We start from the raw sequence: 15,632 nt of genomic DNA, 5'->3' as shown, positions 1-15,632 counted from the left end.
CTACCCTTATTTAGATTCCCTAATGAAATTAAAAATACTAATCGTATATAGAAAAGCCATTTGACTTATGACTATCCACAAATATTCTATCTTGTTCTCAATCTTTGTTCAAATCAAATTTTAAAAAAAGGACAACTCCTAACAATGATCCGATAGACTAATATGCTATGGCTCAAATACTGGTTATAGATGATGATCCATCGATTCAATTGCTGCTAAAACGCGCTTTAACCCGCAGTGGTCATGAAGTGAGTTTAGCTAGTGACGGAGAAGAAGGGCTTAAAATGGCTGTTCAGTTATGTCCAGCTTTAATTATTTGTGATTGGCTGATGCCCAAAATGAACGGTTTAGATGTCTGTCGGCACATTAAATCTCGCGCCGAACTTTCAACGACTTTTTTGATTTTGGTGACTTCTTTAGGATCAGTTGACGATCGCGTTAAGGGACTTGATGCGGGGGCAGATGATTTTTTATGTAAACCGATCGAAATTAATGAATTACAAGCTAGAGTCCGCGCAGGTCTTAGGCTACATCAACTCAGTTATGATTTACAGCATCAAAAACAATTACTAGAAGCCGAATTAGCAGAAGCAGCAGACTATGTACGGTCAATTTTGCCTGTTCCAGTTCAAGATCCGACTTTAAAAATTGATTTTCGCTTTTTTCCCTCTCGACAACTTGGCGGTGATGGTTTCGATTATTATTGGTTAGATCAAGAGCATTTTGTGATCTATTTGTTAGATGTCTCTGGGCATGGTTTACGATCAGCTTTACCCTCTCTTTCTGTGATTAATTTATTGCGAAGTCAAAGCTTAAATCAAGTTAATTATTCTTGTCCTAGTGAAGTTTTGGGGGGACTGAATCGCGTTTTTCAAATTACTCCGCGCAATGACAAATACTTTACCATTTGGTATGGTGTATATAGCCGAAAAAATGCACAGTTAACCTATTCTAGTGCGGGGCATCCACCAGCTATTTTACTGTCGTCTCAGACGGGTGTTATTACCGAACAACGGCTTAAAACCCCAGGATTTCCCATTGGAATGTTTGAAGAGGCGGAATATGTAGAGCATTCTTGTTCGGTTAATCCAGATTCAAGTCTCTACGTTTTCAGTGATGGGATTTATGAAATTGAGCAGATAAATGGCAAAATTTGGGGTTTAGACAATTTTATTAAGCTGCTTAAAACTTATTATCAAAATTCATCCAATGGTTTAGAACAATTGATCCAAAGAGTTCATTATTTAAACCAAAGTAGCCATTTAGATGACGATCTTTCGATTATGCAAATTAAGTTTTATTAGATAAATCTAGCCCTAATTTTTCTTTTTCTAATTCTTCACGATTGGGAAAAATTTCAAAAACTTGATCCATACTGGTCAATTCAAACAGCATTTTAATTTGTTCATTAATAGAACAGATAAACATCTGACCACCAGCCGCTCGTACCGCTTTTAAAGATAATACTAATGCACCAAGTCCAGAACTATCCATAAAGGTAACATCTTTAAAATCAATAATAATGACTTCTGTTTGTGCTTGAACTAAGTCAATAATTTCTTGACGAAACTGACCTGATTGTGTACTATCTAAAATCCCTGATGGTTGAACGACTTTGACGGTAGATGTCATATTTTAACGATCCTAAATGTGGGTGACTCAACTTATTTGTTTATTATAGCTAGTCTAAACATCCCCAAATTTTGCTTTCATTATAAATAGTGATGTTTATCAGGATCAACTCATGCAAGCTTACGATGTCATTATCATTGGGGCAGGACACAATGGGTTAGTGTGTGCCGCCTATTTACTCAAAGCGGGCTATAAAGTATTGTTACTAGAGAAACGTCCTGTCCCTGGTGGTGCGGCGACGACAGAAGAAGCAATGCCCACTGAAGCACCAGGCTTTAAGTTTAACCTTTGTGCGATCGATCATGAGTTTATTTTCCTTGGCCCCATTATTGAAGAACTGAATTTAACGCAATATGGCTTAGAATATCTGTTCTGTGATCCGACGGTTTATTGTCCTCATCCAGATGGCAAATATTTTTTAGCCCATCGTTCACTCGAAAAAACTTGCTCTGAAATTGCTCGTTACAGTCCACGAGATGCCGAAAAATACGCAGAATTTATCCAATACTGGGATCAGTTGATGCGTTCAGTCGCACCGATGTTTAATGTACCTCCCCAAGCGATTTTTGAAATTGTTAAAAGCTATGATGTAGAAACCCTGAAAATTGTCTGGAAAATGGCGGGATCAAAGAAAAAAGCCCTCGATTTTATCCGCACGATGATCAGTTCTCCAGAAGATATTTTAAATGAGTGGTTTGATACAGAACTGGTTAAAGCACCTCTAGCACGTTTGGCGGCTGAAATTGGCGCACCTCCCTCGCAAAAGGGAATTACCGCAGGCATGATGATGATGGCGATGCGTCATTCTCCAGGCATGGCACGTCCAAAAGGCGGAACGGGTGCATTGTCTCAGGTTTTGGCGAAATTGGTTCAGTCATTAGGCGGGGTCATTTTGACGGAACAATTGGTTAAAGATGTTTTAATTGATGAAGGTCGCGCTGTCGGTGTTAGGGTGGGCAATGGAACGGAATATCGAGCGACTAAAGGGGTTATTTCTAATATTGATGCACGACGGCTGTTTTTACAATTGGTGGAACCTGCGGCAATTGATCAAGCTGATCCAGAATTACGCAACCGCATAGATCGCAGAATAGTCAATAATAACGAAACAATTCTTAAAATTGATTGTGCTCTTTCAGAGGCTCCCCGTTTTGAGGCGTGGGGTCACAAAGACGAACATTTAATCGGTACAGTTTTAATTGCCGATTCAGTACGACAGGTGGAAAAAGCTCATGCTTTAACGATTATGGGGGAAATTCCCGATCAAGATCCATCGATTTATGTAGATGTACCAACGATGCTCGATCCGACGATGGCACCAGATGGTAAACATACCTTGTGGATCGAATTTTTTGCACCCTATCAGATCGCAGGGGCCGAGGGAACGGGTTTAAATGGTACGGGTTGGACAGATGAACTTAAAAATAAGGTGGCCGATCGCGTAATAGATAAGTTAGCTGACTATGCGCCGAACCTCAAACAGTCGATCATCGCCCGTCGCGTCGAGAGTCCAGCCGAATTGGGAGAACGGCTTGGCTCATACAAAGGGAATTATTATCATTTGGATATGACGCTGGATCAAATGATCTTTTTGCGTCCTTTACCAGAAATTGCGAACTACAAAACACCGATTAAAGGTTTGTATCTAACGGGTGCAGGTACTCATCCAGGTGGCTCTATCTCGGGAATGCCAGGACGCAATTGTGCTAAGGTTTTTCTAGCTGAACATCGCTCTTTAACGGGTAAAATCAAAGCTCTGTTCAGTTAGAGCGATCATTGATTACGCCAGCTATAGCCAATCGCCCATAACAGAATCGGCGTAAGAATAATGGTCATTAGCGTCAGTATTCCATTAGCGATCAGGACTTGATAGAGTTCAGTGGTCATATATCCCCCTGTTTTTTCGCTGCTTTCTTTAATACTACTCAAGTCTTTCTGTTTAATTTTGTTGTTTGTATCTTTTGTTACAAAGAAGTTTCAAGATGTATAAGCAGGGCTTATGAACATTTTTAAAAATTTTTGAGTCGTAAAGTAAAGAAATGTTGCAATCTTTGAAAAACTACGTTACATTTAATAACAAGAGCTTGACTTTACTGCTACTTTAATTAACTGGAGTTACGATCATGGAAAAAGGAAAATTTGGCTTCACCGCATTTGCTGAAAACTGGAATGGTCGTTTAGCGATGCTCGGTTTTGTAATTGGTGTTGCTACCGAGTTATTAACTGGTAAAGGTATTCTTTCTCAACTCGGTTTAATGTAATTACTTTATTTAAGACATTTCATCATAAAAACTTAACTGGAGTTACGATCATGGAAAAAGGAAAATTTGGCTTTACTGCATTTGCTGAAAACTGGAATGGTCGTCTAGCAATGCTCGGTTTTACGATCGGCATTCTGACAGAGTTAATGACAGGTAAAGGTATCCTCGCCCAAATTGGCTTAATGTAAGGTTTTTGAATGTGATTTTATTGATTCTCTAATACCGTCCGACTTGTTTAATCAAGGATGTGATCTAAATGATTGCATCCTTTTAATATTGAGAAGCTATCGAATTATACGACGACTGATCGCTTCACGGCTCTCAGCTTTTCTGGATTAACAACTGCGAAGATCGATTTGATCCTTGAAGCTGAAAATTCAAAACTAAAAGTGCTTTGGGGATTTCCCTGAAACGTGTTTAAAATTCCAGGCTGATGATTAATTGTGATGATTTGAGGATTAAATGTTGGAATCAACCGACTCCGACGAAGCGCAACTAAAAAGCGGGCTACTTTTTGACAACCCTGCAAAGGTCGCTGTGCCGCCGTGACTCGACCTCCACCATCTGACCAGAAGGTGAGATCTTCTGCCATTAAGGCAATCAAGTTATGTAAATCACCTTGATTCCAACTGATTAAAAACTGTTCAATCATTTCCTCTTGTTGTTGAATAGATAAGCGACTACTGGGTCTACGCAAAACGAGATGTTGACGCGCACGATGAACAATTTGACGACAATTTGAAATACTTTTTCCGACAGTTTGAGCAATTTCTGAGTACTCATAGTCAAACACTTCGCGTAATAAAAAAATAGCTCGTTCGGTTGGCGATAAACACTCAATCAGTGTTAGAAAAGCAAATGATAATGACTCAGTTAATTCAGCGTTATCTTCGATGTCATTAATCGCGATTAAAGGTTCTGGGAGCCAAATTCCGACATATTTTTCTCGTTGGCTCCGCGCTGAACGAAGCTGATCAATGCACAAACGAGTAATAAGGCAGGATAAAAAGGCTTTTGGAGATTGCACGCTCACTTGTGTTAATTGCCAACGTAGCCAAGCTTCTTGAATCATGTCGTCTGCATCAGTAACACTACCCAGCATTCGATAGGCGATCGCAAATAATAAGGAACGATACTGATTAAAAATTTCTAGTCGCTCCATATGCTACCACTCTGTTACTAACTTCATCAGCTTGGCTCGTGCAGTTGCGATTTCTCGTTGTCGAATTTTGTTTGACATAAATTGCTCTGGTACAGGCACAACAATAACATCCTCAATCCCAATAAACCCTAGAACGGAACGTAAATAAGTGTCGCAAAAATTTAGACTACCAAGGGGCGTTCCTACAACAAAGTTTCCTGCACTTGGTGTAATAATAAGAGCTTTTTTACCTGTTGTGAGTCCTTGAAAACAATAGGTTGTAGGATCAAAAGAAAAAGTACGATTGATTCGGACAACATTATCTAGATAAGCTTTAAAAGTAGATGGAACACTAAAGTTATACATTGGCACACCTAATAAGAGGCGATCTGCCCAAAGTAACTCTTCTATCAAATTTTCTGATTCGCTCAATACGTTTGTCATTTCTGACGAGCGCTCCTCTGGCAAAATATAATTAGCCTTTGTCCAAAGTTCGGTTGGATGAGCAGGTGGATTAAGTCCAACATCACGCTTTTGATGTTGAGTCTCAGAATGTAGCGTTTGCCAAGCTTGGACAAACTCATTACTCAAGGAGCGCGAAATCGAACCCTCTTGACGAACACTCGATTGAATTTCAAGCAGTTTCATTATTAATCATTCATTATAAAACCTCTATTTATAAGACGAAGTAACACATCTGCTTGTGACAGGCTTAATTTTATAATCTGTGGCTCAACTAAGAATTTTTTGAGTAGTTACTACTGATACGCGCCTTTTAATTTTTGACACTCTGCGATAATAGATTAGGAGATTTTATGTTAAAGAGGTCAAACGTGACGATTACATTTCAGTCAATTATTGCTAAATTAAACGAATTTTGGTCACAGCAGGGGTGTTTAATTGCTCAACCCTACGATACGGAAAAAGGGGCTGGAACCATGTCACCGCATACTTTTTTACGTGCGATCGGCCCCGAACCTTGGTCAGTGGCATATGTAGAACCCTGTCGCCGTCCAACTGATGGGCGTTATGGAGAAAATCCGAATCGTTTTCAACACTACTATCAGTATCAAGTATTAATCAAACCCTCACCTAACAATATTCAAGAAATTTATCTTGATTCTTTAAGAACATTAGGAATTAATCCCGAAGATCATGATATTCGTTTTGTTGAGGATAACTGGGAATCACCGACATTAGGGGCGTGGGGTGTTGGTTGGGAAGTCTGGTTAGATGGCATGGAAATCACCCAATTTACCTACTTTCAGCAATGTGGGGGTATAGATTGTCGTCCCGTTTCTATTGAAATCACCTATGGTTTAGAACGTCTCGCCATGTATCTGCAAAATGTCAATTCAATCACACAAATACAATGGAATGAACGGGTAAATTATGGCGAAATCTTTCTGCAAAATGAAATTGAACAATGTACCTACAATTTTGAAGCCTCTAGCCCCGATTTATTATTGAATTTATTTAGTCTTTATGAACAAGAGGCAAAACAACTCATTGAAAGGGGGCTGGTTGTTCCGAGTTTAGATTATGTTCTAAAGTGTTCTCATACCTTCAATTTATTGGATGCGCGAGGGGTCATTGCTGTAGCCGAAAGAACTCGTTATATTGGTCGGATTAGAAACTTAGCTAGAGAGGTGGCTGGTTTATATTTACAACAAAGAGAATCTTTAAACTTTCCTCTACAACCTGTAGCCGTATCGAATCATGTCTGATGATCCTCAATATCTTACACCCAATGAATTAGCCATTTGGCAAATAGAAATTACAAGAATTAACCAGCATAATATCTTTTGCCACTGTCGAACTTGTAATGCTGAGTGGGTGAGTTCAAATCAAGATATATCTTGTCCAAAATGTGGAGGACATCGAGTGGAATCGATCGCGTGTTGGCAATTTCCTGATGATTGAATTAACACGAATCGGGATGTTTAAACAGACAACCCGATTAATGTTAACGTTTTTTGTGTTAAGTGGCAGAAGCCAAAACAGCCTTAAAATGGTGGTTAACAGTACTTCCTGCGGTTTGAGCACTGGAGCTTTTTGGTTCGGATTTACCATCATGAGCCTTAGATTGTTCACTGGGTGAGACGGGTTCATCCTCCAATTCATCATCAATTGAAAGACGTTCGCAGGGAATTGTATCTGATAAAATACAACTTGCCATCATTCCCGTATGAATCTCTAACAAAGATTCTGGTAAAGATTCAAAGACTAATCGTTGACCTGGAAATACCACTCTTTCAAAATACCAGTTAGCCATATTACTAATGCGTACGACTTGAATCTGACTGGTTGCATTTACATAGCAGCAAAGAATACTCTTTTTTTGATCATTTGGCAGTGGATCGAGAATCTGAGCCATATACTTAAAAAGAATCTTATATAGAGTTTGTATTGACCCTTTTACCCTAACACTGTGTGATCCCCATTGGCTGTAAAGATAACTACAATCCCTAAAATGTCTGAATTCACACAACTAAAAACTTATTATCGCTTCAGATTTAACGATAACAGGGCAATTTATTAGACTATTTACTTTTTCTGACTCTAATAAGCTAGGACACGATTGTTAAACTCACTAATTTTTGCTAGTTTGTTTTTCTGATTTTGTCAAGGAGAAAATGCACAATAAGCAATAGGGTAATCCGATCTCACTATAAAGTCAAGTCTGATTGACCCGATTCGTCAGGACATTATCACTTAAGTTAAGTTATATTAAATATTAGGTGATCTACTCTCATCTTTGTTGGGGGTTAAGTTAATCAAATTTTCCAAATTAGATAAGTATTATTAATAACAAAGTATTAATTTAATTAAATTATTCAATAAAATATGAATCAGAAAATTTTGTACGTTCGTCTCCCTTGTAACCCGATTTTTCCCATTGGAGTCGTTTATTTATCGGATCATGTCCATAAGCTTTTCCCAGAAATAGAACAAAGAATTTTTGATTTAGGAACGATTCCACCACTAGACTTTGGCAAAGCTTTAAATCAGTGTATTGATGAATTCCAGCCTACTCTTTTAGTGTTTTCTTGGCGAGATATACAAATTTATGCTCCAGTAGGTGGTCGCGGAGGAAATCCTTTACAAAATGCCTTTGAATTTTATTACGCTAAAAATCCTTTGATTAGATTTAGAGGAGCTTTAGGAGGTTTAAAAGTGACCACTGCTTATTATGGGGAATTATGGCGCAATAAAGGATTAATTCAACAGGGCTTAAAACGAGCTAGAAAATATCATCCAGATGCACGGTGTATTGTTGGTGGTGGTGCAGTGAGTGTTTTTTATGAGCAGCTAAAAAAACAATTACCGCAAGGGACAATTGTTTCTGTGGGAGAAGGTGAAACGCTTTTAGAAAAGTATCTTCGGGGTGATGACTTTTCGAGTGAACGCTGTTATGTCGTAGGCGAGAAAGAACCGCGAAAAAATTTGATTCATGAAGAGCCAACACCTTTAGAAAAAAGTGCTTGTAACTATGATTATATTCACCGTATTTGGCCCGATTTAGACTACTATTTACAAGATAGTGATTTTTACATCGGTGTACAAACAAAGCGGGGTTGTCCTCATAACTGTTGTTATTGTGTTTATACAGTTGTAGAAGGGAAACAAGTTCGGATTAATCCAGCTGACGAAGTGGTTAAAGAAATGAGACAACTTTATGATCGCGGGATTCGGAATTTTTGGTTTACTGATGCTCAGTTTATTCCAGCCAGAAAATTTATTAATGATGCAATTGAATTGTTACAAAAAATTGTTGATTCTGGAATGACGGATATTCACTGGGCAGCTTATATACGTGCTGATAATCTAAACCCTCAATTGTGTGATCTGATGGTAAAAACGGGAATGAACTATTTTGAAATTGGTATTACCAGTGGATCTCAGGAATTAGTCCGTAAAATGAGAATGGGTTACAATCTCAGAACCGTCCTACAAAACTGTCGAGATTTAAAAGCGGCTGGTTTTAATGATTTAGTATCAGTGAACTATTCTTTTAATGTCATTGATGAAACCTTTGATACCATTCGTCAAACGATCGCCTATCATCGAGAATTAGAAAAGATCTTTGGTGTCGATAAAGTCGAACCCGCCATCTTTTTTATCGGGTTACAACCCCATACTCATTTAGAAGAATATGCCTTCAAAAAAGAAATTCTAAAACCAGGCTATGATCCCATGAGTTTAATGCCTTGGACTGCCAAAAAACTCTTATGGAACCCTGAACCTTTAGGCTCATTTTTTGGTGAAGTTTGTCTAGAAGCTTGGCGACAAAATCCCAATGATTTTGGTCGAGAAGTGCTGAAAATTCTTGAAGAAAGACTAGGTAAAGCCGATTTAGAAGAAGCTTTAACCGCACCAGTAGAACCAAATCGCAAAGAATTGATCCCTGCTTAGGTGATGATTTTGATTTCTAATACTATCCTTCAAGATGATGTTGACAAAGATCAACTCAATTTACAATAGGGCTGTGATCAGTGAATTTGATTTAAACATATGAGTTATTTAATTGCTGTTGTCGATGATCGGATGCAAGCTGAAGAGGCTTATACTGCGTTAGAAAAATCGGGCATTCCGACCCAAAATTTAGCGATTCTGGGAAAAGGTTATAAAACGGCTGACGAATTCGGTTTTATCGACCCCAATAAACAAGCCAAAAAACAAGCTACTCAAATGGCATATTGGCTAATTCCCTTTGGTTTTGCGGCAGGATATTTATTTAACTTAATTACCAATCTACATACTTTTGATTGGGCGGGTGAACCAGGAAACCATATTTTAGGAGGAGTTGCAGGTGCGATCGCCGCCGCTATGGGTAGTGTTTTTGTCGGTGGAGGTGTCGGGTTTGCCTATGGTAGTGGTGACGCGCTACCCTATCGAAATCGTCTCAATGAAGGGAAATATATTGTAATTGTGCAGGGTGAAGATTCCCAGAATCCTCAAGCAACAAATATTTTACGCAAATTTAATCCCGAAAGTTTACAAGGCTATGTATTTGATTAGTTAGCATAATTGTACTATTCAAAGCCCACTCATTACTGATTACTGATTACTGAAAAGATGTTACCGAGAGAAGAATTATTAAAGGGTGTTGAAAACAAAGAGGAAATCGCCAGAATCATCGATCTAGCGGATCAAGCGATCAGAACTTGGGAAGTTGTTTTAACGGATTTCTTTTCACCTCCTGTACTTGCTGAAGTTCAAAGAATTTTTAGCCGTTTAACCGAAGTTCAGATCGTTTCATGGGGAGGATATCCACAAGCTGAACGACAAAGATTAGGTATTGCTCGAGAAGAAGTTCCGCTTGATCCAGAACAGGTTCAAGTCACTGCTTTAGATGTCGCAGGTAATTTTCTGTTTGATCCTGCTACCCATCGAGATTTTTTAGGGGCGATTTTAGGTACTGGAATTGTCCGCGAAAAAGTCGGTGATATTCTAGTTTTAGGAGAACGGGGCGCACAAATTATTGTCGTTCCAGAATTAGTCGATTTTTTCACACTTTCTTTAACTCAAGTTCGTTCGGTTCCCGTCAAAGCGCAACCCATCGAATTGAGTGAATTAAGAGTACGTCCACCCCAGAAAAAAGAACTGACAACGGTAGAAGCGTCTTTGAGGTTAGATGCGATCGCATCTGCGGGTTTTGGGATGTCTCGTAGTAAAATGTCTGAGGCGATTTCTGCGGGTGATATTCGAGTCAATTGGAAGGAAATTAGCCAACCGAGTCATAATATCCAGTCGGGTGATCTGATTTCGATGCGCGGCAAAGGAAGATTAGAAATTGGCGAAGTAGAAGTAACCAAAAAGCAGCGTTATCGGGTGCAATTGACGAGATATGTTTAATTTATATAGATTTTATTGTAGCTCTAGGTTAGGACTGGGAAACCAATCATCATCCAAAGCGGTTGTGATGGGAATTTTTGGATGATTTGGGATAGCAAAGCTTCTAGACATAACTTTAACCCGTTTGTCATAAATTTCATCCCAAATTGGCTCAACTAGATTACCTAGAGATGGATTTTCTTTCAAAACCTTTTCAATCTCAAAACGAAAGTTTGCTACCTCAGTTTCCCAATGGCTTTTATTGTAAAGTTTTTCTGATTCCCAAAAAGATAGTTTTAATAAATGATCAAGGAGACGAGCTAAATAACTTTCTAGTTTTCGCTTTTCGCTCTTACCCAAACCCTCGATCTCCTCAATTAAATTCTGCCAGTCGATCAGTTGTAATTCTCTACGCCTCATAGCATCAGCTTGTTGCTGTGTCCATTGGTAATAGTCAGTATCGTACATTTTAAGCTTCAACTTTTGACAATTACATTTACTTACATGGATTTTAATTTATTTTTCCTACTTAAACCTTAAGAGACTGGTGATTAAACCAGTCTCCTAAGATTTATATTTTTATTCTACTCAATTCCTTCAATGCGGTCTTCAACCTCTTGATACAACTCTTGTAAGCGTTCGAGGTTTTCTTCGGAGGTTTCCCAGTAACCGCGTCCATTGACTTCTAGGAGAGTACCGACCATTTTGCGGAATGAGTTGGGGTTCATATTCATCAGACGTTTACACATTTCCTCATCTTGAATAAAGGTCGTGTTTACGTCCTCATACACCCAATTATCGACTGCATCGGCGGTGGCACTCCATCCCATCGTATTAACTAGACGCTTCGATAGTTCTCTGACTCCTTCGTAACCATGACTCAACATCCCTTCATACCATTTGGGGTTTAGTAGTTTGGTACGTGCATCGAGACGAACGGTTTCTGAGAGGGTTCTGACTTGTGCGTTAGCGGTGGTGGTATCTGCTATAAAGGCAGTGGGTTTTTTACCATCATCCCGTAGACTAGCGACGACTTTGGTTGGATCTGAGTCGAAATAGTGGGAAACGTCGGTTAAACTAATTTCAGAAGAATCAAGATTTTGGAAGGTAACATCAGCCGTTTTTAGAGACGCTTCAAAGATTCTACGGTTGTCTTTCATCACCCCAGGGTTATCGGAGTCGAAAGCGAACCCTTTACGGTTGAGGTACATATCCTGTAATTCTTTTTCTTCTTCCCAACTGCTATTTTCGACAGCGAGGTTGATGTTAGAAGAATAGGAACCTGAAGCATTAGAAAAGACACGGGTAGCTGCTTGACGAACACTTAAACCCATTTCTTGCGCTTGTTCTAAGGCGTGTTTGCGAACAAAATTCATTTCGATGGGTTCGTTTGCTTCGGCTGCCATTTTCACCGCTTGATCTAATAGGTTCATTTGGTTGATAAATAGATCACGGAATACACCCGAACAATTTACTACAACGTCAATACGAGGTCTTCCTAATTCTTCTAGGGAAATGAGTTCTAATTTATTAACTCGTCCTAACGCATCGGGTACAGGTTTTGCACCCACCATCCACATGATCTGTGCGAGTGATTCTCCATAGGTTTTAATATTATCCGTTCCCCAGAGGACACAGGCGATCGTTTCGGGATACTGTCCCCCATTATCGAATTTTTGGCGATCTAACAGGCGATCTACGACGATTTTAGCTGATTTTACGGCGGCCATCGTTGGGATCGACTGCGGATCTAAAGCGTGGATGTTTTTACCTGTTGGCAGTACTCCAGGGTTCCGAATGGGATCACCTCCAGGCCCAGGTAACACGTATTCACCTTCTAATGCTTTGAGTAAACCGCCTAATTCATTATCGGCACAAACTTGTTCTAAACAGAATTCGAGGTATTCAAAAAGGGGTTTTAAGGCATCTTGATCGACTTTATTGTAACCGAGTTGGTGTAAGGCTTCGAGCCAAGGTGCTTTTTTACCGATATTGAAGAAGTTGAGTTTGGAGATCATCGAAACTCTACCATCTGCGTCTATTTGCGCTTTGACTAAGGCTGATACGGCCGCACGAGTTGCTAGAGTAATATTTTGTAGGAGTTCAACGTCTTCTAAAATACCCCGATCGCTATTTTGATAAATTTGATCGATATCTCGTCCAATACTATTAGCAATGATCCGAGGTAAAGAGACAATTTCTTCTTCTTCTCGATCTAGACTGGCGATATTAACTAAGGTTGCGATCGCTTCTTCTGCTGTAGGAGGTTTTCCGATCACATGGAGTCCACAGGGAAGTAAACGCGACTCAATTTCCATCAGTTTCCGATACACTAAACCTACGATATGATCCCGTTCATCGGCACTTAGGGAAGATGCGGAATTGGTTTCAGGGAGTTCAATATCTTTATCTAAATTGACGAGGCGACATTTATCCATAATCGTATCAACAATTTGGATACCGCGCCCGCTATCTTTGAGAGTTTGATAGGAACCTATTAATTCACTTAATTCCTGTAACCCTTTGTATAACCCTGCATTTTCCGCAGGAGGTGTCAGATAAGAAATGGTTGCGGCATAACTACGGCGTTTGGCGATCGTTGCTTCGGATGGATTATTGGCTGCGTAATAATATAAGTTCGGAATATTACCAATGAGGTTATCGGGGTAACATTCGCCCGACATTCCCATCTGTTTACCTGGCATAAATTCTAAGGAGCCATGTGTACCAAAGTGTAGTACAGCATCGGCGTGCCAAATTTGGTTGAGATAGGTATAGTAAGCAGCAAAACCATGATGGGGACTTGCTGAACGCGAGAAGAGTAACCGCATGGGATCACCTTCATAACCAAAGGTGGGTTGTACACCGATGAAGACGTTACCAAACTGTTTACCGTAGATCAATAAATTTTGTCCATCACTGTTTAAATGTCCTGGTGGTTTACCCCAATTTTCCTCTAAACGTTCTGAATATGGGGTTAAACGTTCATATTGTTCGACGGACATCCGATAAGCGATGTTTAGTTCTGGACTATGATACTGTGCTTGGGCATCATGGATCACTGCTTCCATTAAGGCTTTTGGCGAGTCGGGTAATTCTTGAACATCATAACCATTGTTTTGTAATGTTCTCATCACTTCGTGATCGAGCCGAAAACATCTAGATAAGCAGCAGTTCCGACATTTCCTTTATCGGGGGGAAAACTGAAAACAGTAATGGCGACTTTCTTCTGTAATTTCGGTTTTTTGCGGAGATTTGCCCATTTTAAGGCGCGTTGGGTAATGGCTTCGATGCGGTCTTGTAGGGCGATCGCTTTTCCGGTTACACCGTCACGCCCTGATAAGATAATAGGCTCAATTGCGCCATCAAGTTCAGGAATCGCAATTTGTAAAGCGACTTGAATCGGGTGTAAACCGAGTTCGCTTTCTTCCCATTCTTGTGTCGTTTGGAAAACAAGCGGTAAGGCACACATATAGGGACGGTTGAGGCGTTTTAATGATTCTATCGCTTTGGGATGGTCTTGACGAGCAGGGCCACCGACGAGGGCGAAACCTGTTAGAGATACAGCCGCGTCAACAATAGGAACTGCTTCAACTCCTTTAACACTGCGATCTAGGAAATAAGCATCAACAGGTTTGGAGAAGTCTAACCCACCTGCAAAAACGGGAAGTACCCGCGCCCCCATTGCCTCGAATTCCTGTACGATCGCTACATAATGTGCATCATCGCCTGTCACGAGGTGAGTTCGTTGTAGGATAATGCCAATACAAGGCGCAAGGGGATCTTTAAGATCATCTGGAATATCGGTACGGGTGTTATACCAGGCCAAATATTCTTTGACATCCTCAAACATTTTCATTGACAAAGGATGCCAAATACCCATATCTGGATAAACGATGGGTTCTTTGTAACTAACGTTTTGATCTTTATCGGAAAAGACATATTTATCGGCTAACATCAGCAGGAAGTTTTCGAGGTTATCGGAAGAACCGCCTAACCAATATTGAAAACTCAGCATGAAGTTTCGCGCATCTTGAGCTTTTTCAATGGGAAGGTATTTTAAAACTTGGGGAAGGGTACGCAATAGTTTTAACATCGCGTCTTGGAACCCTGAACCTGAGTTTTCTTTGCGCTTTTTCATAAACTGAGCGATCGCACTTTTCGACTGTCCCAGTTGGGCCATCGAAAAGCTACCAAGTTTATTAAGGCGCATCACTTGAGGCATCGAAGGGAAGACGACGACGGCATCTAAGTGATCTCGATGGGGTTGTACAGCAGCGACTAATTTATCGGCTAAGTCTTCGATAAAAATAAGTGAGGCAATAAAAATATTAGCTTTGGCAACATCTTCTTTAAAATCTGCGAAGTTCTCAGGGTCGCGCAATTCTTCAATGAGATAGCCGCTTATTTCAATGGCTAAATTAGGATTGTTGGCATTGATAGCTTTAACGGCAGTAGATAGCGCACTCTGATACTGAGGTTCTAGCACGACATAGACCACCTTAACAAGAGATCGGCCATTTAATGAGTCGGGGGCAATGTGGCGGATGGTGGACTTGACGTGAGTGAACATATATGCTGGTTCTCCTAAACGTTTGCTGAATCGGCTGATTGGGTGATCACTGCTAAAAAGGATTCTTCTGTGTTTGTATCAGAAAAGGTGTATCAACTGAGCGTTTACTCGCGGATTCGACACAATTTGATAAACAATGTGAAATATTTTGTAACAAATATTTGCTGTATTGATGAGTAGTTACTCA

General features: G+C 39.9%; 14 protein-coding genes and 1 pseudogene. 9 read left to right on the top strand and 6 right to left on the bottom strand.

Annotated elements, in window-relative coordinates; translation table 11 throughout:
• Nucleotides 1–167 precede the first annotated feature (167 nt).
• Nucleotides 168–1,304 (top strand): PP2C family protein-serine/threonine phosphatase, encoded by a 1,137-nt coding sequence (locus CFPU101_RS17850; protein WP_206816689.1) that lies wholly within the window; start codon nucleotides 168–170, stop codon nucleotides 1,302–1,304.
• On the opposite strand, the gene CFPU101_RS17845 is transcribed toward CFPU101_RS17850, so the two are convergent.
• A complete protein-coding gene (locus tag CFPU101_RS17845) occupies nucleotides 1,291–1,632 on the bottom strand; it encodes an STAS domain-containing protein (RefSeq protein ID WP_206816688.1) in 342 nt (113 codons plus the stop codon). The two genes, CFPU101_RS17850 and CFPU101_RS17845, sit on opposite strands and share 14 nt — an antisense overlap.
• Before the next feature lie 112 nt (nucleotides 1,633–1,744).
• On the opposite strand from CFPU101_RS17845, the gene crtO reads away from it, so the two are divergent.
• The 3 genes from crtO (at nucleotide 1,745) to CFPU101_RS17830 (ending at nucleotide 4,081) form a co-directional block, all read left to right on the top strand.
• A complete protein-coding gene (gene crtO, locus CFPU101_RS17840; RefSeq protein WP_206816687.1) occupies nucleotides 1,745–3,400 on the top strand; it encodes a beta-carotene ketolase CrtO in 1,656 nt (551 codons plus the stop codon).
• Nucleotides 3,401–3,755: 355 nt separating this feature from the next.
• Nucleotides 3,756–3,893, top strand: coding sequence for a high light inducible protein (locus CFPU101_RS17835; RefSeq protein ID WP_206816686.1), 138 nt, complete (start codon nucleotides 3,756–3,758; stop codon nucleotides 3,891–3,893).
• 50 nt (nucleotides 3,894–3,943) lie between these two features.
• A complete protein-coding gene (locus tag CFPU101_RS17830; protein WP_206816685.1) occupies nucleotides 3,944–4,081 on the top strand; it encodes a high light inducible protein in 138 nt (45 codons plus the stop codon).
• A gap of 104 nt (nucleotides 4,082–4,185) precedes the next feature.
• Here the strand turns inward: CFPU101_RS17830 and CFPU101_RS17825 are convergent, their stop codons facing one another.
• Both CFPU101_RS17825 and CFPU101_RS17820 read right to left on the bottom strand, forming a co-directional pair.
• Nucleotides 4,186–5,055, bottom strand: a complete 870-nt coding sequence (locus tag CFPU101_RS17825; protein ID WP_206816684.1) for an RNA polymerase sigma-70 factor — start codon at nucleotides 5,053–5,055, stop codon at nucleotides 4,186–4,188.
• A 3-nt stretch (nucleotides 5,056–5,058) separates the two neighbouring features.
• A complete protein-coding gene (locus tag CFPU101_RS17820; protein ID WP_206816683.1) occupies nucleotides 5,059–5,682 on the bottom strand; it encodes an FMN-dependent NADH-azoreductase in 624 nt (207 codons plus the stop codon).
• 185 nt (nucleotides 5,683–5,867) lie between these two features.
• Here CFPU101_RS17820 and glyQ point away from each other — a divergent pair, with 185 nt between their 5' ends.
• Nucleotides 5,868–6,761, top strand: coding sequence for a glycine--tRNA ligase subunit alpha (gene glyQ / locus CFPU101_RS17815; RefSeq protein WP_206816682.1), 894 nt, complete (start codon nucleotides 5,868–5,870; stop codon nucleotides 6,759–6,761).
• A complete protein-coding gene (locus CFPU101_RS17810) occupies nucleotides 6,754–6,957 on the top strand; it encodes a hypothetical protein (protein WP_206816681.1) in 204 nt (67 codons plus the stop codon). Before glyQ ends, CFPU101_RS17810 begins: the two co-directional genes overlap by 8 nt.
• Before the next feature lie 58 nt (nucleotides 6,958–7,015).
• On the opposite strand, the gene CFPU101_RS17805 is transcribed toward CFPU101_RS17810, so the two are convergent.
• Nucleotides 7,016–7,411, bottom strand: coding sequence for a DUF1830 domain-containing protein (locus CFPU101_RS17805; protein WP_206816680.1), 396 nt, complete (start codon nucleotides 7,409–7,411; stop codon nucleotides 7,016–7,018).
• Between the two features lie 470 nt (nucleotides 7,412–7,881).
• On the opposite strand from CFPU101_RS17805, the gene CFPU101_RS17800 reads away from it, so the two are divergent.
• The 3 genes from CFPU101_RS17800 (at nucleotide 7,882) to CFPU101_RS17790 (ending at nucleotide 10,893) form a co-directional block, all read left to right on the top strand.
• The gene (locus CFPU101_RS17800) at nucleotides 7,882–9,450 is read left to right on the top strand and encodes a photosystem II high light acclimation radical SAM protein (protein WP_206816679.1); all 1,569 of its coding nucleotides are present in this window, start codon (nucleotides 7,882–7,884) and stop codon (nucleotides 9,448–9,450) included.
• A gap of 99 nt (nucleotides 9,451–9,549) precedes the next feature.
• On the top strand, nucleotides 9,550–10,056 hold the full coding sequence (locus CFPU101_RS17795; protein WP_206816678.1) for a hypothetical protein: 507 nt from the start codon (nucleotides 9,550–9,552) through the stop codon (nucleotides 10,054–10,056).
• A gap of 57 nt (nucleotides 10,057–10,113) precedes the next feature.
• Nucleotides 10,114–10,893 (top strand): photosystem II S4 domain protein, encoded by a 780-nt coding sequence (locus tag CFPU101_RS17790; protein ID WP_206816677.1) that lies wholly within the window; start codon nucleotides 10,114–10,116, stop codon nucleotides 10,891–10,893.
• A 12-nt stretch (nucleotides 10,894–10,905) separates the two neighbouring features.
• Here CFPU101_RS17790 and CFPU101_RS17785 read toward each other — a convergent pair whose 3' ends face one another.
• Together CFPU101_RS17785 and CFPU101_RS17780 are read right to left on the bottom strand one after the other, a co-directional pair.
• The gene (locus CFPU101_RS17785; protein WP_206816676.1) at nucleotides 10,906–11,340 is read right to left on the bottom strand and encodes a DUF29 domain-containing protein; all 435 of its coding nucleotides are present in this window, start codon (nucleotides 11,338–11,340) and stop codon (nucleotides 10,906–10,908) included.
• A 116-nt stretch (nucleotides 11,341–11,456) separates the two neighbouring features.
• Nucleotides 11,457–15,445: pseudogene (locus CFPU101_RS17780) on the bottom strand (magnesium chelatase subunit H).
• Nucleotides 15,446–15,632: the final 187 nt, after the last annotated feature.

This window comes from Chroococcus sp. FPU101 (genome assembly GCF_017312365.1).
Classification (GTDB): domain Bacteria; phylum Cyanobacteriota; class Cyanobacteriia; order Cyanobacteriales; family Microcystaceae; genus Chroococcus.
The sequence above is the reverse complement of the archived record's forward strand: the minus strand, read 5'-3'. Positions and strand labels throughout refer to the sequence as shown.